The sequence below is a fragment of the Alistipes sp. genome (assembly GCF_020026455.1).
Taxonomy (GTDB): Bacteria; Bacteroidota; Bacteroidia; order Bacteroidales; family Rikenellaceae; genus Alistipes.
The window spans coordinates 1-21,353 of the sequence record NZ_JAHHQJ010000008.1; the positions used below are offsets into that span (position 1 = coordinate 1).

At 59.6% G+C, this 21,353-nt stretch carries 14 protein-coding genes; 13 read left to right on the plus strand and 1 reads right to left on the minus strand.

From position 1 onward, the window contains the following. Positions 1–211 precede the first annotated feature (211 nt). From QZ460_RS06010 to QZ460_RS06070, 13 genes are all read left to right on the plus strand, one after another. Positions 212–1,378: a DUF1343 domain-containing protein gene (locus QZ460_RS06010; RefSeq protein WP_290540674.1), complete on the plus strand. Its 1,167-nt coding sequence runs from the start codon at positions 212–214 to the stop codon at positions 1,376–1,378. Between the two features lie 252 nt (positions 1,379–1,630). Then, complete coding sequence (locus QZ460_RS06015) at positions 1,631–4,696, plus strand: xanthan lyase (protein ID WP_290540675.1); 3,066 nt, start codon at positions 1,631–1,633, stop codon at positions 4,694–4,696. A gap of 12 nt (positions 4,697–4,708) precedes the next feature. Then, a complete protein-coding gene (locus QZ460_RS06020) occupies positions 4,709–6,166 on the plus strand; it encodes a glycosyltransferase family 2 protein (RefSeq protein ID WP_290540676.1) in 1,458 nt (485 codons plus the stop codon). A gap of 9 nt (positions 6,167–6,175) precedes the next feature. Further along, entirely contained in the window at positions 6,176–7,117 is a 942-nt protein-coding gene (locus tag QZ460_RS06025) for a DUF4922 domain-containing protein (RefSeq protein ID WP_290540677.1), read from the plus strand. Between the two features lie 17 nt (positions 7,118–7,134). After that, positions 7,135–8,454: a SpoIID/LytB domain-containing protein gene (locus QZ460_RS06030; RefSeq protein WP_290540678.1), complete on the plus strand. Its 1,320-nt coding sequence runs from the start codon at positions 7,135–7,137 to the stop codon at positions 8,452–8,454. A gap of 25 nt (positions 8,455–8,479) precedes the next feature. Next, on the plus strand, positions 8,480–9,796 hold the full coding sequence (locus tag QZ460_RS06035) for an MFS transporter (RefSeq protein WP_290540679.1): 1,317 nt from the start codon (positions 8,480–8,482) through the stop codon (positions 9,794–9,796). A 26-nt stretch (positions 9,797–9,822) separates the two neighbouring features. After that, positions 9,823–11,058 carry a DUF1343 domain-containing protein gene (locus QZ460_RS06040; RefSeq protein WP_290540754.1) on the plus strand — a complete coding sequence of 412 codons (1,236 nt, stop codon included), beginning with the start codon at positions 9,823–9,825 and terminating at the stop codon, positions 11,056–11,058. Between the two features lie 56 nt (positions 11,059–11,114). Next, positions 11,115–13,997 (plus strand): FAD-binding and (Fe-S)-binding domain-containing protein, encoded by a 2,883-nt coding sequence (locus tag QZ460_RS06045; protein ID WP_290540680.1) that lies wholly within the window; start codon positions 11,115–11,117, stop codon positions 13,995–13,997. 22 nt (positions 13,998–14,019) lie between these two features. Then, positions 14,020–15,201 carry a heparan-alpha-glucosaminide N-acetyltransferase domain-containing protein gene (locus QZ460_RS06050; RefSeq protein ID WP_290540681.1) on the plus strand — a complete coding sequence of 394 codons (1,182 nt, stop codon included), beginning with the start codon at positions 14,020–14,022 and terminating at the stop codon, positions 15,199–15,201. 29 nt (positions 15,202–15,230) lie between these two features. Continuing rightward, entirely contained in the window at positions 15,231–16,067 is an 837-nt protein-coding gene (locus QZ460_RS06055) for an ATPase (protein WP_290540682.1), read from the plus strand. Positions 16,068–16,103: 36 nt separating this feature from the next. Continuing rightward, a complete protein-coding gene (murQ, locus tag QZ460_RS06060; protein WP_290540683.1) occupies positions 16,104–16,928 on the plus strand; it encodes an N-acetylmuramic acid 6-phosphate etherase in 825 nt (274 codons plus the stop codon). Positions 16,929–16,943: 15 nt separating this feature from the next. Beyond that, positions 16,944–18,815, plus strand: coding sequence for a serine hydrolase (locus tag QZ460_RS06065; RefSeq protein ID WP_290540684.1), 1,872 nt, complete (start codon positions 16,944–16,946; stop codon positions 18,813–18,815). Positions 18,816–19,316: 501 nt separating this feature from the next. Continuing rightward, the gene (locus tag QZ460_RS06070; RefSeq protein ID WP_290540685.1) at positions 19,317–20,459 is read left to right on the plus strand and encodes a DUF5074 domain-containing protein; all 1,143 of its coding nucleotides are present in this window, start codon (positions 19,317–19,319) and stop codon (positions 20,457–20,459) included. Positions 20,460–20,656: 197 nt separating this feature from the next. On the opposite strand, the gene QZ460_RS06075 is transcribed toward QZ460_RS06070, so the two are convergent. Then, the gene (locus tag QZ460_RS06075) at positions 20,657–21,265 is read right to left on the minus strand and encodes a hypothetical protein (RefSeq protein ID WP_290540686.1); all 609 of its coding nucleotides are present in this window, start codon (positions 21,263–21,265) and stop codon (positions 20,657–20,659) included. Positions 21,266–21,353 lie beyond the last annotated feature (88 nt).

A 21,353-nucleotide genomic window follows, 5' to 3' on the forward strand; every position in this document is an offset into this window, starting at 1 on the left:
TTAATTAACGTGTTTATTTTCAACGGATTAGTTACAAATTTAACGAAGTATTAATCTATCACAAAATCACAACATTAAAAGCAAAAGCATTTCACATCTTTTGCGAATAAAGGGTTTCGGAAGCAAAATTCCCGAAAAGATTAATGGTTCCTAATTAAAAAAAATCTATTTTTGTGTCTGCCAACACAACGAGTCACCAACCTAAACCAAGATGAAAAAACTTATTTCAAGTCTTCTAATGGTGTGTTTCACCCTCGTGAGCCAAGCCCGGGAAGAGCAGGTCATCGTAGGAGCGGAACAAACTTCCGAATACTTTCACATCCTGAAAAACAAGCGAATAGCCATCTTCTCGAACCACACGGGGATGGTCGGAGAGCGCCATCTGCTCGACGTCCTGCTCGACCACCAGATGGACGTCCGCGCCATCTTCTCCCCCGAACACGGCTTCCGCGGCACGGCCGATGCGGGCGAACACGTGGCCAGTTCGGCAGATCCCAGGACCGGGATCCCCATTCTGTCGCTTTACGACGGAAAGGACAAACGCCCGAGCGAAGAGTCGATGCGCAAATTCGACATTCTGGTCGTCGATATTCAGGATGTCGGCTTGCGCTTCTACACATATTACATCACCATGTGCCGCCTCATGGACGCCTGCGCCGAGTACAACCGCAAGGTGCTCATCCTCGACCGCCCCAATCCCAACGGACACTATGTCGACGGTCCGATTCTCGACATGAAATACAAGTCGGGGGTGGGTTGGCTGCCCATTCCCGTGGTCCACGGCATGACGCTGGGCGAGCTGGCGCTCATGGTCAACGGCGAACACTGGCTGCCCCAATCGCGCGTCTGCGATGTGACGGTCATTCCCTGCAGGAACTACACCCACCAGACCCACTACCGTCTGCCCGTCGCCCCGTCGCCCAACCTGCCCGACATGAAGTCGATCTATCTCTATCCGTCGACCTGCCTGTTCGAGGCCACCCCCGTGAGCCTGGGTCGCGGCACCGACAAACCGTTTCAGGTCTACGGCCACCCCAACATGAAGGGCTACGACTTCGAATTCACACCGCGCAGCGTGCCGGGCGCCAAGAATCCGCCCCAGCTCAACAAGACCTGCTACGGCCGCGACCTGAGCAGCCTGAGCGACGAGGAGATCTGGAGCAAGGGCCTCGACCTGAGCTATATCATCGACGCCTACCGCAATCTGAACATCGACGACCACTTTTTCCGCGGATTCTTCGAGCTGCTCATCGGCACCGACTACGTGCGCAAGATGATCCGGGAAGGGAAATCGGCCGATGAAATCAAGGCCCGCTGGGCCGACGATGTCGCACGATTCAAGGAGCAGCGCCGCCCCTATTTACTCTATGCGGAGTAGCAGACCGGAAGTTCGAGGCATGTTCCTCTCCGCACCGGCGTGCCGCCGTCCCGTGCACGAGCGTTTCGTTCCCGCGGTGGTGCCGTCTCCGGCCATCCGCTGCGGGCTCCAGACCCACAGCACAGCGGGGTTCGGGGCTACCCGATCCGTTTCGAGCGGCGGCTCGATGCCATCACCACGACACGGAGTCCGTGTCTGCCGATCCGCAAGCGACAACAACCGGAAAACGTCAGTCCTCATACCCCAAAGACCATGAACCGAACACTACATACAGCCGCCCTTGCAGCCCTGCTCTCGCTGGCAGCACCCGCATCGGCTCAAACCCTTCCCGACGAAGTCGTCCGCGACATCGAATCGCTGCTTTCGCGCGAGGCGCGCAAGGAGACGATCTTCGACGGGGTCAGGATCGACTCCGTAGCCGTTGGCGCACGGCAGATTTCGCTCTTCGCCAGTCAGGACTGCTCCTACATTCCCTTCCGGGAGGAGAATGTAGCCTCTCTATACCGCGAAATCCGCTCGCTGCTGCCGTCCCGCTACGACAAATACCGTCTGGAGGTCATCGCCGAGGGACAGCCCATCGAGGAGCTCGTCCCCCTGGCGCTGCGCTCCAGAGTCAATCGCCGCATCAGGACGTTCGAGACCTCGTGCCGCACTCCGCTGGTCACCCCCCTCGACAGAATCAACCGCCCCACACGCGGACTTCAGAACCGCCACATCGCCATGTGGCAGAGCCACGGCTGGTATTTCGAACAGAGCCTCAACCGCTGGGAATGGCAGCGTGCACGCATTCTCCAGACCGTGGAGGATCTCTACACACAGAGCTATGTACTGCCCTATCTGGTGCCGATGCTCGAAAATGCCGGAGCCAATATCCTCCTGCCGCGCGAGCGCGATTTCAACAGACATGAGGTCATCGTCGACAACGACGGCTGTCTCGACAATTCGCGCTACACCGAGCAAAACGGCGCGCAGAGCTGGAGCGAGGGGGCTTCGGAGGGCTTTGCCCACCTGCGCCGCACCTACCGGGAGTTTGAAAACCCCTTCCGCGAAGGTACCTTCCGCCAGGTGGAGACCCGGCGCGACAAGGAGGGCGCAACGGCAACCTGGACCCCCGCCATCCCGGCGGCAGGCGAATATGCCGTCTATGTATCCTACCACTCCCTGCCCCGAAGCACCGAGGACGCCCTCTACACCGTACATCACAAGGGAGGCGTCTCCCGCTTCAAGGTCAACCAGACGATGGGCGGCGGCACCTGGATCTATCTGGGAACGTTTCCCTTTGACGAGGGGCTCGACGCCGGGCAGTGCATCGTGCTGAGCAACCGCTCGTCGAAAAACGGACGCATCGTCACGGCCGACGGGGTGAAGATCGGCGGCGGCATGGGCAACATAGCCCGCAGCATCACGGCCGAATACCTCGCCCGGAACAGCAAGGATTCCCTCGCGGACTTCGCGGCCGAGGCCGCACGCCATGTGCCCCAAATCAGCCGCTACCCCCGTTTCTGCGAAGCGGCCCGCTACTGGATGCAGTGGGCCGGCGTTCCCGACTCGGTCTACTCGCCCCATTCGGGCGGCAACGACTACGCCGACGACTACAAGTCCCGCGGCCTATGGGTCAATTATCTGGCCGGAGGCTCGGAGGTGCTCCCCGACCGTCAGGGGCTTCATATCCCCGTCGATGCGGCCTTCGCCTTCCACTCCGACGCCGGCACTTCGCGCAACGACTCCATCGTCGGCACCCTGGGGATCTACATGAGCAGGTCGGAGGGACGCGACACCTATGCCAATGGCTCGTCGCGCTACATGGCGCGCCAGCTCACCGACCTCATTCTGTCGCATGTGGTCAACGACGTGCGACGCCTCTACGAACCCGAGTGGAACCGCCGCGGCATGTGGAACAAACCCTACTTCGAGGCGCGCACCCCACAAGTGCCCACCATGCTCCTGGAACTGCTCTCCCACCAGAACTTCGCCGACATGCGCTACGGTCTCGACCCGCGCTTCCGCTTCACGGTGAGCCGCGCCATCTACAAAGGCATGCTGCAGTTCATCGCCTCGCAGAACAGGGTGCCTTATGTGGTACAGCCCCTGCCCGTCGACCACATGAGCGCAACGCTCTCGGCCGAAGGTCGTGCCCTGGTCAGCTGGCGGCCCGTCGACGACCCCCTCGAACCCTCCGCCACACCCGACCGCTACATCGTATACACCCGGATCGGCGACGGAACCTTCGACAACGGACGTCTGGTGACCTCCCCCCGTTTCGAAACCGATATTCCCGCGGGCGAAGTGTGCAGTTTCCGGGTCACGGCCCTCAACGACGGGGGCGAGAGCTTCCCCTCCGAGATTCTGTCGGTGGGCATAGCCGCCAACGGCGTGAAAAAGCCCGTTCTGATTATCAACGGCTTCGACCGCATCGGTGCGCCGGCCGACTTTGTGGCCCCGGCTCCGGCCGACACCCTTCTGGCGGGATTTCTCGACGACAGGGACCACGGCGTGCCCTATGTGAAGGACGTAAGCTATGTAGGTAAGATGAAGGAGTTCCGCCGCAACATCGACTGGATGGACGACGATGCGGCCGGCTTCGGAGACAGCTATGGCGACTACGAAACGATGGTCATCGCCGGCAATACGTTCGACTATCCGGCGCTTCACGGCCGCGCAATGCTCCAAGCCGGATATTCGTTCGTATCTTGCAGCGACGAAGCCGTAGAAAGCGGTGCGGTCTGCATGAACGACTATCCCTCGGTGGACCTCATCCTCGGCAAGGAGTGTCAGACCAAGATGGGACGCGGCGGCATTCACCCCCTGCAGTTCAAGACCTTCAGTCCCGAGATGCAGGCCGCCATCGGCGACTACTGCCGCAAGGGCGGCAACGTGATGGTCTCGGGGGCCTATGTGGGCACCGACCTGTGGGACAATCCGCTCACACCCCGGATCAAGGAGGACTGCGCATTCGCCACCGACGTACTCAAATACTTCCGGCGCGTGGGTCAGGCCGCACGCCGCGGCGGCGTGCGGGCCGTGGTGTCGCGACTCCTGCCCGCGGACGGCTCGTTCGACTACTACGCGACCCTCAACGAGGAGAGCTACGTCGTCGAATCGCCCGACGCCATAGAGCCCGCCACCCCGGGAGCCGAAACCGTCATGCGCTACACCGAGAACAACCTCAGCGCCGCCGTGGCCTACAGGGGCGACTACAAGACCTTTGTGATGGGCTACCCCTTCGAGTCGATCCGTTCGGAGGAGCAACGCTCGCTGCTCATGAAACGGATCCTGGACTTCTTCAACGACAAAAACAACCGGACAACCACCCATTAACATTTAACGACGATGAATAAGATTGATTGCTTCATTCCCTTTTCGGACAAAGAACAGGCCGCGCAGACCGTCAAGGGTCTTTTCGACTCCCAACTGGTCAACCGCATCTTCCTGCTGACCGACACCGAAGGACAGCAACCCCTGGAGGGATGCCAACTGCTCCCCATCGGCGGCGCGCAGTCGTCACAGACCATAAGAGCCATTGCCGAGGCCTCCGAAGCCGAATTCATACTTCTCTACACCAAATACAGCACCCTCTCGCTGGGGCTCTTCGCCCTCGACCGCATGACGATGCTGGCCGAAGATTCCCGCGCAGGGATGGTCTATGCCGACCACTATCAGGTCCGAGAAGGTCTCCAGAGCAACGCTCCGGTCATCGACTATCAGTTCGGGTCGCTGCGCGACGACTTCGACTTCGGCTCGCTGCTGCTCTTCCGCCGCGACGCCTTCTGCGAGGCCGTCAGCCGCATGAAGGCCGACTATGAGTTTGCAGGACTCTACGACCTGCGTCTGAAGCTGAGCCAGAAGGAGAGCCTCATGCACATCAACGAATACCTCTATTCCGAGGTCGAGAACGACACCCGCAAGAGCGGCGAAAAGATTTTCGACTACGTAGATCCCCGCAACCGCGGCCGCCAGATAGAGATGGAGCAGGCCTGCACCGAGCATCTGAAGGAAATCGGCGGTTATCTCGAACCCCGTTTCGAGAAGATCGCCTTCGAGGAGGGGAACTTCGAGTATGAGGCCTCGGTCATCATCCCCGTGCGCAACCGGATCCGCACCATCCGCGATGCCATCGGTTCGGTGCTCTCGCAGAAGACAGACTTCAGGTTCAACCTCATCGTCATCGACAACCACTCGACCGACGGCACCACCGAGGCCATCGACGAATTCAAGGACGACGAGCGTCTGATCCACATCATCCCCCCGCGTCACGATCTGGGCATCGGCGGATGCTGGAACATGGGTGTCCACCACCCCAAGTGCGGCAAGTTCGCCGTGCAGCTCGACAGCGACGATGTCTACAGGGACGAGCACACCCTCGCCACGATGGTGCGCGCCTTCTACGAGCAGAACTGCGCCATGGTGGTCGGCACCTACATGATGACCGACTTCAACATGAACATGATTGCTCCGGGCATCATCGACCACAGGGAGTGGACGCCCGACAACGGACGCAACAACGCCCTGCGCATCAACGGACTGGGCGCTCCCCGGGCCTTCTACACCCCCATGCTGCGCAAGATCAAGGTCCCCAACACCAGCTACGGCGAGGACTATGCCCTGGGGCTCAACATCAGCCGCCGCTATCAGATCGGCCGCGTCTACGAGGTTGTCTACCTCTGCCGCCGCTGGGAGGACAACTCCGACGCCTCGCTCGACATCGTGAAGATGAACGCCCACAACCTCTACAAGGACCGCATCCGGACCTGGGAGCTGCAGGCCCGAATAGCCATGAATCACAAATAAACCGGCAGCATGAAGCAGCGCATTCAGGAACTCTTTGAGCAGCAGACGGGCGTTTGGGAAACGCTCCGGGACAACTATGCCGCCTTGGACCGCGTCCGGGTGAAGACCCTGCACATTGGCGAGGCGACCTACAAGGTGCAGTTCAATCCGGCACGCATCGTCTCGTCGGGCGCCAAGGTCGACAAACAGACCATCGCCGCCCGCCAATGCTTTCTCTGTGCAGCGAATCGCCCTGCGGAGCAGAGGGGAATACCCTTCAAGGAGCGCTACACGATTCTGATCAATCCGTTCCCCATTTTCCCCCGGCATCTGACCATTCCCGACAACAGCCACACCGCCCAGAGCATCGTCGGACGCATCGACGACATGCTCGACCTGGCGGCGGCACTTCCCGACTTCACGGTCTTCTACAACGGACCGCGCTGCGGCGCCTCGGCTCCCGACCACGCCCACTTCCAGGCCGGCAGCCGCAGGTTCATGCCCATCGAATCGCAGTGGCGCACGTTGACTGCCGCCGAGCCGGACAAGCTGCGCAAGGCGCGTCTCCACACATTGAAGGACCTGCCGCGCACGACCCTCGTCATCGAATCGGAGGAGAAGGCCGACGCCGCGGAACTCTTCGCCCTGGTCTACGACCAAATGGCCCTCCGCCACGGCGGGGAGGAGCCGATGATGAACCTCCTGGCCCTCCACGAAGAGAACAGGTGGGTGCTCTTCATCTTCCCCCGCGCGAAGCACCGCCCGTCGTGCTACACGGCCGAGGGCGAGGCGCGTCTGTTGAGCAGCCCGGCCTCGGTCGACATGGGCGGTGTGTTCATCACGCCGCTGGAGCACGACTTCGAGAAGATGGATTCGGAGGCTCTCCGCCAAATTTTAGGCGAGGTGTGCCTCCCGCACAGCGAGTTCGGGGAGCTGACAGAACGCATACGGAAAAAACTCTGCACCAGGTAACCAAAAAACATCCGAAAATGGAAGAACCCAAAGTACAGGTCGGCATCATGTTCGAACCGGAAATCGAATTCACGCTGCAGACCCCATACCGCATCGGCGGACAGACGATCACAGGCGACGGGAAAGTCTCCTGCCAAAACGGCAAAGTCATTTGGCAGGGTGCCGCCTACGATGAAATCACCTTTGAACCCCTCGACGAGTCGCACTCGGAGTTCGAACTCAAGGGGGTGACCATCGGCATCAACTTCCACTGGGAGCGCAAGGAGAACCAGCGTTTCGAAGGCGCACTGAAATTCATCGTCGAGAACGACCGACTCACGGCCGTGAATGTCATCCGCGTGGAGGACTACCTCACCAGCGTCATTTCGAGCGAGATGAGCGCCACCGCCTCGCCCGAGCTGCTGAAGGCCCATGCCGTCATCTCGCGCAGCTGGCTGCTGGCCCAGATCCGCAAGAACAAGCAGATCAAGGCACAGCAGACCGACTACTCGGCCTACACCATCACCGACACGGAACTGATCCGCTGGTACGACCGCGAGGACCACACCCGTTTCGATGTGTGCGCCGACGACCACTGCCAGCGCTATCAGGGCATCACCCGCGCCTCGACAGCCGCCGTGCGCGAGGCCATCGCCGCCACACGCGGCCAACTGCTCATGTACGACGGAGAAATCTGCGACGCGCGCTTCTCGAAGTGCTGCGGCGGGGCCTTCGAGGAATTCCGCTACTGCTGGGAGGAAAAGGAGATGCCCTATCTGGTGAAGCAGGCCGACAGCGCGAGCGAAGCTCCGCTGCCCGACCTCACCGTCGAGGAAGAGGCCCGGAAATGGATTCTCTCCTCGCCCGAAGCCTTCTGCAACACCTCCGACAGGCAGATTCTCTCGCAGGTGCTCAACAACTACGATCAGGAGACCTCCGACTTCTACCGCTGGAAGGTGTCCTACACGCAGGAGGAGCTTTCCGCGCTCATTCTCCGCCGTTCGGGCGTGGACTACGGACACATCAAAGACCTCGTTCCCGTGGCCCGCGGCACAAGCGGCCGCCTGTGGAAACTCAGGATTGCGGGCACAAAGAAAACCCTCACCATCGGCAAGGAGCTGGAGATCCGCCGCACCCTCTCGCCGTCGCACCTCTACAGCTCGGCGTTCGTGGTCGAGAAGGGCGAAAACAACGCCGACGGCGTCCCTTCGACATTCACCCTCATCGGTGCAGGCTGGGGCCACGGCGTGGGTCTCTGCCAGATCGGCGCTGCCGTGATGGGCGAAAAGGGGTACAGGTACGACGAAATCCTGAAGCACTATTTTGTGGGCGCCGTCCTCGAAAAAATATACCAATAGACCGCAACACCTACCGCAACAACCCATGAACAAAAACAAACAGACCAACCCCTGGGCATGGATCCCCACCCTCTACTTTGCCCAGGGTATTCCCTATTTTGCCGTCAACACCATCTCGGTGCTGATGTTTAAGAAGCTGGGGATGTCGAACACCGACATCGCCCTCTACACCGGCTGGCTGTACCTGCCGTGGGTCATCAAACCCTTCTGGAGCCCCTTCATCGACATCATCCGCACCAAACGCTGGTGGACGGTCCTCATGCAGACGATCATGGCCGTGGGACTCGCCATGGTGGCCTTCACCCTCCCCGCGCCCGGCGATGCGGAGATCGCCTCCGGAGCAGTCCAGGTGTCGGTCTTCACGGCCTGTCTGGCCGTCTTCTGGATCATCGGCTTCGCCTCGGCCACCCACGACATCGCCTCCGACGGCTACTACATGGTAGCCCTCAACAGCAACCAGCAGAGCCTTTTCGTGGGCATTCGCAGCACGGCCTACCGCCTGGCCTCCATCTTCGGACAGGGCGCCCTGGTGGTGCTGGCCGGCTGGCTGGAGAGCTCCACGGGCAACATACCCATGGCCTGGCGCTATACCTTCTACGCCATCTCGGCCCTGTTCGGAGCGCTGACCCTCTACCACATCTACATCCTGCCGCGCCCCGCCACCGACCACTCGGTGACCGAGGGCAAGAGCCATGTCAACATCCTGCAGGAGTTTTTCGGCACGTTCGGGTCCTTCTTCCGCAAGCCGCAAGTCCTGGTGGCCGTACTCTTCATCCTGCTGTTCCGCCTGCCCGAGGCCCAGCTCGTGAAGATGATTCAGCCCTTTCTGGTTGACCCCAAAGAGTTGGGTGGACTGGGACTCTCGACAGCCGAACTGGGTCTGGTCTACGGCACCATCGGGGTGGCGGGATTGACCATCGGCGGTATTCTGGGCGGAATCTGCGCCTCGCGCGGCGGTCTGAAAAAATGGCTGTGGCCCATGTCCCTGAGCATCTCGCTCACCTGTTTCACGTTCTGTTACCTGGCCATCTTCCAGCCCGAGAGCATCTACACTATCAGCACCTGCGTCTTCATCGAGCAGTTCGGCTACGGATTCGGCTTCACGGCCTTCATGCTCTACATGATGTACTTCGCCGAGGGCGAGCACAAGACCTCGCATTATGCCATCTGCACCGCCTTCATGGCTCTGGGCATGATGGTCCCGGGCATGGCGGCAGGTTGGATCCAGGAGCAGTTGGGCTATGTCAACTTCTTCTGGTGGGTCTTCGCCTGCAACATTGCCACATGGATTGTCACCGCAATGGTGAAGATCGACCCCTCCTACGGAAAAAAAGCCGCCTGAACCCAAAAAACAACACGACCATGAAGATGAAAAAGCTGTTTCTGCCCCTTCTGGCAACCACGATCGCCCTCTCCACCCAGGCCCAAATCACCGTCAAGACCGGTATTGAGGTGCTCAAGGAGCAGGGGTTCAAATGCCTTGAGGGCAAACGCGTGGGGCTGATCACCAACCCCACGGGAGTAGACAATTCGCTCAAATCGACCATCGACATCCTCCACGAAGCCAAAAATGTGAACCTCGTGGCACTCTTCGGCCCCGAACACGGCGTGCGTGGAGACGTCCACGCCGGCGACCATGTCACCGACATCCGCGACGCCTCGACACAACTCCCCGTGCGATCGCTCTACGGCAAGACCCGCAAAGCCACCCCCGAGATGCTGGAGGACATCGACGTGCTGGTCTACGACATTCAGGACATCGGCTGCCGTTCGTTCACCTACATCAGTACCATGGGTCTGGCCATGGAGGCCGCCGCCGAGAATGACAAGGAATTCATCGTCCTCGACCGTCCCAACCCCGTCGACGGGCTCAAAATCGAGGGCAACCTCACCGAAGAGGACTGCACCTCGTTCATCAGCCAGTTCAAAATCCCCTACCTCTACGGACTCACGTGCGGCGAACTGGCCCGGCTGCTCAACGAGGAGGGCATGTTGAAGAACAAGGTCAAATGCCGGCTCCATGTGGTGAAGATGGAGGGCTGGAGACGCGAAATGAACTACTCCGACACGGGTTTGCAGTGGATCCCCTCGTCGCCCCACATCCCCCATGCCCATTCGGTCTATTTCTACCCCATGAGTGGCATCGTGGGCGAACTGATGTACATGAACATCGGCGTGGGCTACACCATTCCCTTCCAGATGTTCGCCGCACCGTGGATCAAGGCTGCCGAATTTGCCGGGGCGATGAATGCGCTGGACCTCGAGGGGGTGGTCTTCCGCCCCATCTACGCCAAGCCGTTCTACAGCATCGGCAAGGGCGAACTGCTGCAGGGCGTGCAGGTCCACCTGCTTGACTACCGCAAGGCCTCCATCACCGAGATCCAGTTTCTCGTCATGCAGGAGATCGCGCGCCTCTACCCCGAGCATACCGTGCTGGCGCACGCCGACAAGGAGCGTTTCCGCTCGTTCGACCTCGCCTGCGGTTCGAAGCAGATCCGCGAACGCTTCTCGCGCCGCAACCGCTGGGAGGATGTGAAGGATTACTGGAACAAAGATGTCGCAGATTTCCGCCATCTATCCGAAAAGTATTACCTTTACCACTGATCCTCAAAAGAGAGCAACCACTCGACACCTGTTTCGATACGTTTAATCAGGGAAAAATGGCACCATCCAGCTACCGGGATTTCCTCCACGAAATAAGACAATTCATTCCTTCGGAAAGAATCTACACCGACGAATTACGCCGCCTGGCGTGGGGCACCGATGCCGGATTCTACCGGCTCATACCCCAAATCATCGTCCGCTCGGACAACGAGCAGGAGGTCGCCCGCCTGCTGCAGCTCGCCTCGGCACTCCGCCTGCCCGTCACCTTCCGTGCCGCCGGGACCAGCCTCTCGGGGCAGTCCATCAGCGACTCGATACTCATCGTCGCCGGCAAACACTGGGAGCGTTACTCCGTCAGCGAAGACCACAGCCGAATCACCCTCCAGCCGGGACTTGTCGGCCAGCGCGTGAACGAGATCCTCGCCCCCTACGGACGCAAGTTCGCCCCCGATCCGGCCTCCATACGCAGCGCCATGGTCGGCGGCATCGTGATGAACAACGCCTCGGGCATGAACTGCGGCACCCACGCCAACAGCGACCGCATGCTGCTCTCGGCACGCATCGTCCTTGCGGACGGCACCCTCGTCGACACGGGAGACGAAGCCTCGCGCGAGGCCTTCCGCCGGTCGCACCCCCGATTTTTGGAGCAGCTCATCTCCCTGCGCGACTCCCTGCGCGCCAATGACACACTCATGGCGCGCATCGCCAGGAAATACGCCATCAAGAATGTCACGGGACTCAACATCCTGCCCTTCGTGCGGTTCGACGACCCGTTCGACATCATGGCCCACCTGATGGTGGGCAGCGAGGGGACACTGGCCTTCCTTTCGGAGGTGACCATGAAGACCGAATACGACTACCCCTTCAAGGCCAGCGCCATGCTCTACTTCCGCACCATCGGCGAGGCCTGCGAGGCGGTGGTAAGGATGAAGCCCCTCGATGTGAAGAGCGCCGAGCTGCTCGACTACAAGTCGCTGAGTTCGGTCGGCGACCCCAACTACCTCACCTTCCTCTCGGAGGCGGGCGAGGAGCAGGCCCGCGGACTGACCGCCGTGCTGACCGAGGTCAAGGCCCGCACCCACGAGGAGCTGTCGGCCGACATCGAACGCGTGAGCCGTGCCCTCGAAGCGTTCGACACCTACCGCCCGGTACGCTTCACCGACCGCCCCGAGGAGTACTCCGAATTCTGGACGATCCGTTCGGGCATCTTCCCCTCGGTGGGCGGCACACGCAAGGCGGGCACGACGTGTCTGATCGAGGACGTGGCCTTTCAGATCGACGACCTGCCCCAGGCCACCGCCGACCTGCAGGAGCTCATTCGCCGTCACGGCTATGACGATGCCTGCATCTACGGCCATGCCCTCGAGGGCAACTACCATTTCATCATCAACCAGGCGTTCGACTCCCAGGCCGAGGTTTCGCGCTACGAACGGCTCATGGAGGATGTCAAACGCCTCGTCGTGGACAAATACGACGGCTCGCTGAAGGCCGAACACGGCACGGGGCGCAACATGGCTCCCTACGTGCGCTACGAATGGGGCGAAGAGGCCTACTCGGTGATGAAGGCCGTCAAGGAGCTGTTCGACCCCCACGGTCTGCTCAATCCGGGGGTTATCTTCAACGACGACCCCAAGTGTCACCTCCGGAACTTCAAGCCCCTGCCCCGGCTCTCGATCGGCGGCAAAGAGGGGGCGGAGGTGTGCGAAAAGACCGACCGCTGTATCGAATGCGGATTCTGCGAGGTGAACTGCCTGACCTGCGGATTCAGCATCTCGTCGCGCCAGCGCATCGTCATCAACCGCGAGTTGTCGCGTCTGCAGCAGACGGGCGAAGACCCCCAGCGCCTCGCCCTCCTGCGCCGGCAATACAAATATTGGGGCAATGAGACCTGCGCAGGCGACGGTCTGTGCTCCATGTCGTGCCCCATGGGCATCAACGTGGGCGACCTCACCCACATCATCCGCCGGGAGCAGCACCCACAGGGCAGTTTCGGCCACCGCATCGGCGACTTTGCCGCCCGGCACTTCGCAGGCATGAAGAGCGGTCTGCGCCCCGTACTGCATCTGGCAGCCGCCGGGCATGCGCTGCTCGGCACCACGGCCATGAGCAGGGTGTGCGGCGCCCTCCACTCCGTCCTCGGCCTCCCGCTCTGGACTCCGGCCATGCCCCACGCCTTCAAGATCACGGACAAGGCGCGCCGTCAGGTCAACGCAGGCCTGCAATACCATGACAAGGTGGTCTACTTTCCCAGCTGCATCAATCAGACGATGGGTCCGGCACACAAGGCCCCCTCGTCCCGGCCGCTGGTCGACAGCATGACTTCCCTGCTCCACAAGGCCGGCTACAACGTCATCTATCCGCCCCACATGGATCGGCTCTGCTGCGGCACGATATGGGAGAGCAAAGGCATGATCGACATTGCCGACCGCAAGACCGCGGAACTCGAAGAGGCGCTGTGGGAGGCGAGCGAACACGGCCGCTACCCCGTCCTCTGCGACCAAAGCCCCTGTCTGCACCGCATGCGCGGGAAAATCACGCGCATGAAGCTCTACGAACCGGCCGAATTCATCTGGCTGTTCCTGCGCAAGCGGCTCGACTTCCACCCCGTCGACCGTCCCGTGGCCGTACACATCACCTGCTCGATGCGCAAGATGGGCCTGGAAAAGGTCATCACCGACCTCGCCTCGCTGTGTTCGACCCGTGTGGTCGTCCCCGAGGGGGTGGGCTGCTGCGGATTTGCCGGCGACCGGGGATTCACCCACCCCGAGGTGAACGCCTACGCCCTGCGCAAACTCAGGCCCCAACTTCGGGAGGCCCACGTCACCTCCGGTTACAGCAACAGCCGCACCTGCGAAATAGGCCTCACCGCCAACTCCGGCGTACCCTACCAGTCGATCGTCTATCTGGCAGACGAGTGCACCACCGCCAAACGTCACTGAACAACAACCTTTTCAGACCGCTATGTCCAACCATCGAATTCTGGCTCTCGATATCCTGCGCGGCATCACCATTGCCGGCATGATTTTGGTCAACAACCCCGGCTCATGGGCGCACATCTACGCCCCGCTGAGCCACGCCCCCTGGAACGGGCTCACACCCACCGATCTGGTCTTCCCGTTCTTCATGTTCATCATGGGGATCTCGACCTACATCTCGCTGCGCAAGCTACACTTTGCCCTCACCCGCGACTCGGTCGTCAAGGTGCTCAAACGCTCCCTCTTCATCTTCCTCACGGGCATGGCCATCGGCTGGTTCTCGCGCTTCTGCTTCTACTGGCACGCGGCTCCCGAGGGGCTGTCGTTCTTCGAGAAGCTGCGGGAAGCGTCGTGGACCTTCGACCGCATCCGCATCCTGGGGGTCATGCAGCGCCTCGCCATCTGCTACTGTGTGGCCTCGTTCGTGGCCATGACCCTCAAGTTCCGTCAGATTGTGGGCCTCATCGTCCTGCTGCTGGTCGGTTACAGCGTCTTGCTGCTCACGGGCAACGGCTATGCCTACAGCGAGGAGAACATCCTCTCGATCGTCGACCGCGCCATCCTCACCCCGACCCACATGTACCGGGACAACGGCATCGATCCCGAAGGCCTGCTCAGCACACTGCCCTCCATCGCCCACGTACTGATCGGATTCTGTGTGGGCGGCGTGATGCTCGGCGACACGTCGCCGGCGAAGGGGACTGACCGCGCACGCGTACTCGACTCCCACATCATCAAACTCTTCCTCATCGGCACCGTCCTCACCTTCGCGGGCTTCCTGCTCGCCTACGGACTGCCCATCAACAAGAAGATTTGGTCGCCCACCTTCGTCCTGACCTCCTGCGGACTGGCTTCGAGCCTTCTGGCACTCCTGATATGGATCATCGACGTGAAGGGGTACAGACGCTGGAGCCGCTTCTTCGAGGCCTTCGGCGTCAACCCGCTCTACCTCTATGTCCAGGGCGGCGTATTGGCCATCCTCTTCGGCGCCATCCGCATTCCGTGGGACGGGGCTTCGGTGAACATCATCACCCTCATCTACGGCAAGACCCTGCTCCGGATACTGCCCCCCACGGCGGCATCGTGCGCCTATGCCCTGCTGTTCGTGGGCCTCAACTGGTGCGTCGCCTACCAGCTCTACAAACGCAGGATTTACATCAAATTCTAACCGGACAACTCACAAAAAAAACGACAGACATGATACTTATAGCCGACAGCGGCTCCACCAAGACAGACTGGTGCGTGGCCGAAAAGGGAGAAATTCTCCACCGCATAATCACCAGGGGCATGAATCCCTTTTTCCAGACCGAAGAGGAGATGAAGCAGGAGATTTGCCACACCCTGCTGCCCCAGCTCCCCGACGGAGGTTTCGACACGGTCTATTTCTACGGCGCGGGCTGCACCCCCGAAAAGGGGGAGCAGGTCCACAAGGCCGTCTCCACGATCCCCGGCATCCGCGGCGAGATTCTCGTGGCTTCGGATATGCTGGGGGCCGCACGCGGACTCTGCGGGCACCATGCCGGCATCGCCTGCATCCTGGGCACGGGGTCCAACTCGTGCCACTTCGACGGCGAGCGGATCACCGCCAACGTTTCCCCGCTGGGCTTCATCCTCGGCGACGAAGGCAGCGGCGCCGTGCTGGGCAAACTGCTCGTGGGCAGCCTGCTCAAGAATCAGATGACCGAGGGCCTCAAGGAGGAGTTCCTCCGCGAGTACGACCTCACGCCGGCCGAAATTATCGCCCGCGTCTACCGCCAGCCCTTCCCCAACCGCTTTCTGGCGTCGCTGTCGCCCTTCCTGGCCAGACACCTCGACGACAAGACGGTATATGCCCTGGTGCTCGAAAGTTTTGAGGCCTTCTTCCGCCGCAACATCATGCAGTACGACTACCGGAATTGCGAGGTGCACTTCATCGGTTCGGTGGCACACTACTATCGTGCACCCCTTGAGGAGGCCGCCCGGCGTATGGGCATACGCCTCGGACGCATCGTGCAGAGCCCCATGGAGGGACTGGTAGCCTACCACAACGCATAAAACCCAAACAGGAAAAAACCAAACAACAGCAAAGATATGGCATTCGTAAAAATCTCAGAACAGCCCTCATTGTACAACGACCTTGAAAAGAAATCGGTGCTGGAGATTCTCCAGGACATCAACAACGAGGACAAGAAAGTAGCGCTGGCCGTCGAGAAGGCCATTCCCCAGATTGAGAAACTCGTCACTCAAATTGTTCCGCGCATGAAGCAGGGCGGACGCATCTTCTACATGGGTGCCGGCACCAGCGGACGGCTGGGCGTGCTCGACGCATCGGAGATTCCGCCCACGTTCGGCATGCCCAACACACTGATTATAGGGCTTATTGCCGGCGGAGACGTGGCACTCCGCAACCCGGTGGAGAATGCCGAGGACGACACCCTGAAGGGCTGGCAGGAGCTCCTCGAGCGCAACATCAACGACAAGGACACCGTCATCGGGATCGCCGCTTCGGGCACCACTCCCTATGTCATCGGTGCACTGCATGAGGCACGCGCCCACGGCATCCTCACGGGATGCATCACCAGCAACCCCTCGTCGCCCATGGCCGCGGAGACCGATGTCCCCATCGAGATGATCGTCGGTCCGGAATATGTCACCGGCAGCTCGCGCATGAAGTCGGGCACGGGCCAGAAGATGATTCTCAACATGATCACCACCTCGGTGATGATCCAGCTGGGCCGCGTCAAGGGTAACAAAATGATCAACATGCAGTTGAGCAACAAGAAACTGGTAGACCGCGGCACACGGATGCTGGTCGAGGAGCTGGGTCTGGACTACGACGCAGCCAGGGCGCTGCTGCTCATGCACGGCAGTGTGAAGAAGGCCTCCGATGCCTACCGCGCAGGTCGCGAAGCATAGCAAAGGGTCGAAGCGATGAAAAGACGAATACTTCTGTTGTGTGCCCTCCTGGCCTGGGAGGGCATCCTGGCGCAGCAGCTCCCGCGCGTCGCCCCCGAGCAGGCGGGCCTCGATTCGCGCCAGTTGGTCCATGCCGACCGGGCCATCGAGCAGGCCATCGCCGAGCATGAGATTCCGGGGGCCGTGCTGGCTGTGGTCAAGGACGGCAAGATGGCCTACCTGAAGGCTTACGGCAACCGCCGCACGGAGCCTTATGCCGAGCCCATGACCACCTCCACGATCTTCGACATGGCCTCGTGCAGCAAGGCCATGAGCACCTCCGTCTGTGCCATGATTCTGGTAGAGAGGGGCCTGGTCCGGCTACAGGACCCTGTGAGCCGCTACATCGAGGGCTTCCGCGACTGGGAGAGCGAGGACGGCAAGTCGAAACGCACCATCCGGGTGCAGGATTTGATGACCCACTCGTCGGGACTTCCGGCCTACGCCTCCGTGCCGATGCTCGTGGAGAAATACGGAGCGCTCAACGCCGGGGGACTGATGGAATACATCGCCACCTGTCCGCGCGAGTTCGAACCCCGCACGGACTTCTGTTACAGCTGCCTGAACTACATCGCCCTGCAACACGTCATCGAACAGGCCTCGGGCGAATCGTTACGCACCTTCGCCCGCAAAAACCTCTTCGATGTGCTGGGCATGGACCATACCGACTACCTGCCCTGCCGTCAGGACCGCGACGGCAACTGGGTCAACACGTCCGATGCCCATTGGGCTCCCCTTGTCGAGGGCGACTGGCACTCGCTGATAGCCCCCACCGAGGAGCAGCCCAACGGACAGATTCTCTGCGGCCAGGTCCACGACCCTCTGGCACGCGTGATGAACGGCGGCGTGAGCGGCAACGCGTCGCTCTTCTCCTCGGCCGAGGACATCGCCCTGCTGTGTGCCGCCCTCCAGAATGGCGGTTCGTGGAACGGACGCCGCATCCTCAGCCCCATGGGAGTGAGGGCCATGCGCTCAATCCCCCGCGAGGTGAGCGGCCTGGGTCGCACCCTCGGCTGGGACTGCTGCACGGCCTACGCCTCCGCCAACGGCAGCCTGTTCGGGCTCCAGACCTACAGCCACACGGGATACACCGGCACCAGCATTGTCATCGACCCCGAGAGCAACCTCAGTGTCATTCTTCTCACCAACCAGGTGCATCCGCACGACGAGCACAGTGTGGTCCGTCTCCGCACGCTGGTGAGCAATGTCGTGGCCGCAAGCCTGACGGGTGATCCTGTGGAGGAGATGGCTCCCTACACCGAGCACTACTACAAGCGCATTGTCGCTTTCATGGACGAGCGGCCCGTCACACGGGACGACATCGTGATGCTGGGCAACAGCCTCACGGAGAACGGCGGCGACTGGTCGGCGCGTCTGGAGCGGGAGCACGTCGTCAACCGCGGCATCATCGGCGACGAAGCGATGGGCGTCTACGACCGCCTGCACCTCATCTTGCCGAGCCAGCCGGCCAAGATCTTCCTGATGATCGGGGTCAATGACCTCTCCCACGATCTGACGAGCGAGGAGATCGCCCGCCGTGTGGAGATGATCGTGGAACGCATCCGTCAGGAAAGCCCCGCAACGAAACTCCATGTGCAGAGCCTGCTGCCCTTCAACGAGAGCTTCCGCCGCTACAAGCGTCTGGACGGCAAGGAAGCGATGGTGGCCGAAATCAACACCCTGTTGAAGGCCGTCGCCAAGCGCCACAATGCCAAGTATATCGACCTCTACCCGCTGTTCTGCACCAAGGGCGGCCATACCCTGCCGGCGGAGTACACCACCGACGGGCTCCACCTCAACGAGGAAGGTTACAGGATCTGGGCGAAGGCCCTGCGAAAATATTTGTAGACCAAGCGACGCCCTCCGACCGAAAAAACGGCTGCCGAATTGCTCGGCGGCCGTTTTTTGGTGACTTGTCCCGCCAAAAATCAAGTCCGGATTCCGCGCTGGAAAAACCGCCTTTTCCCGCATGGCCCGGCAAATACTCCGAAAAAGTTCGCAATAATTGACGAATATATCTTTTTTATTCATAATTTTGGCCCTTGAAAAATCGGCAAATCGAACGAAAGCACGCACAGTCTACGCACTGTCGATATCCTCCAACGCCTTCCAACGCCTACCCGACACGAACATGACACGAACATATACTACTTATATACAGCAGAAAACGACTCGTCACGGCAGTCCGCGGCTTCATCCGCCGGGCCCTGTCCTTCCCGAGGTTTGTGCTGCTCGTCATGAGGGGCGAGGCCCTCAAACGGGATCATGTAGCGGCATTGCAGGTCCAATCTGGACCCTGTGCCCCATCTCCCGGAAATCCAAAAACCAATTTATCAATCATTTACATCTATGAAAAACTTATTCAAGGTTTTATTTCTCTCCTTCGTCGCAGCAATGAGCTTCGCGGCCTGCTCCGACAACGACAACTGCTCCGATTGCAACGGCGGCGACACCGACAAAACCCCGCTGGACGTCTATATCCTCAACGAGGGCAACATGTCCTCCGAAATGGGTTCGCTCCACCACATCGACGCACAGGGCCAGCTGCACGAGAATGTCTACGCCACGGCCAACGATGGCAAGACGCTGGGCAACGTAGCCCAGGACCTCTTTATCCACGACGGCAAGATTTACGTCATCTCGCAGAACGGCGACGCCGATGGCAACCACATCAACGTGATGGACGCAACGAATTTCAAGACCGTGGCCGACTACAAGCTGGGGAGTGACATCGACTGGCCTTCGCACATCGCCGTACTCGACGAGGAGCATATCTACGTGCGCGACAAGACGGGTATCTGGTGCTTCAACGCCAAGACCAACGAGGCCGTATTTGTGGAAGGCTCCGACGGCGCCATGAAACAGCCCATGACGGTCATCGGCAACAAGGTCTTCGCCGCACACAACGGCAACAACGGTCTGATGGTCATCGCCAAGGGTGCAACCAAGGCCGAGTTCCCCACCACGCTGTCGCAGATCAGCGGTCTGAGAAAGGCATGGGACGGCAACCTGTGGGTGTCGACCCAAGAACTCTTCGGCAGCGGCAAGTCGGCCCTCTACAAAGTCAACAACTCCGATTACAGCATCATGGCCGAGCACGAAATCAAGGAGGTGAACCTCGAAGGCGGCGCCCAGGGCGGAGCTTCGTCCACGTTCTACGCCTACAAGGACATGATCTACTTCTGCCTGTCCGGCAGCGGCTTCAAGAACGGACAGAAAATCTGGCGCCACAACTTCGCCACGAACGAGACCATATCGCTCGACTTTTCAAAGTTCATCGAAAAGGGCAACATCGTCTACAACGGATTTGCAGCCCACCCCGTCACGGGTGAATTGCTGCTGGGAAGCCTCAAGAACTACGGCCCCGACTACCTGATCAACTCGCTGCTCCTGCTCGAGGACAAGGGCACCGAACTGGAACTCAAGAAGCAACTGGGCGACAACCCCCTGCGTTTCCAGGCCGGCACCTTCTTCCGCGCACAGTTCGAATAGCCCCAGGCGGCGACAAATCCGCGCGACGGAACGACGCCAGCCCCTTCGCCGCACAACACGGAAATAAAACCACCGTAGAAATACCCGCACCCCGGCCTCCGAAGGCCGGGGTGCTTTTTTCTCTTCAATATAATTTTCGTTAATGGTTTGACAAGAAGCTGCGTTAAGCAGCTAACTTGGCTTGTTAGTCACTATATTTATTTTATAATCCACCCATATTTTTTTGCTATCCAGCTGCAAGCTAAATCAGATTTTGCCTGAACAGAAATACGGATAGAAGGCTTTTGCTCTACACCATTCGTTACAAAGCGCAATGGTTTTGTGTGCTTTTTAATAAAGTCTGTTAATTGCACAAATAAAGGATATCCAGACGGCTCATGTAGTTGTATATCCTCATATGTAAAGTATTTATTATCTTCACTGGTTACGGCAATGCTTTTAGGATATGATATTTGCAAACAAAGATCTATAGTTTTTATTTTTCTATTAAATTCGCTGTTATAGATGTCATAATCAAAAGGCACAAGACTGAAACTTGAAACTGGCTTTATTTTATTCCCTGTTAAGAAAGACATTGTATATGCTGGAACACGAATAGAATCATGGTCTGATATTTCAGTTGCCATAAGCGATTCATAAAACCGACAATATGCGTCATATACTTGTTCTATGGTATGCTTTGTCCGTTCGTAATTAGGTATTTCGAAACAGATATTATGTTCTTTACAAAGTTCTAACCATTCTTTCATACTTTCAGGAGAAAGAAGAAATCTTAATTTCCAAAATCCACATCTTATAGTTCCCATATTTTTTTATTTTATTGTGACTAATTTGTTTATAAATGCACCTTTAGGTGTAGGATATTTCGATAACCGACACCCGGCAGGTGTGTTT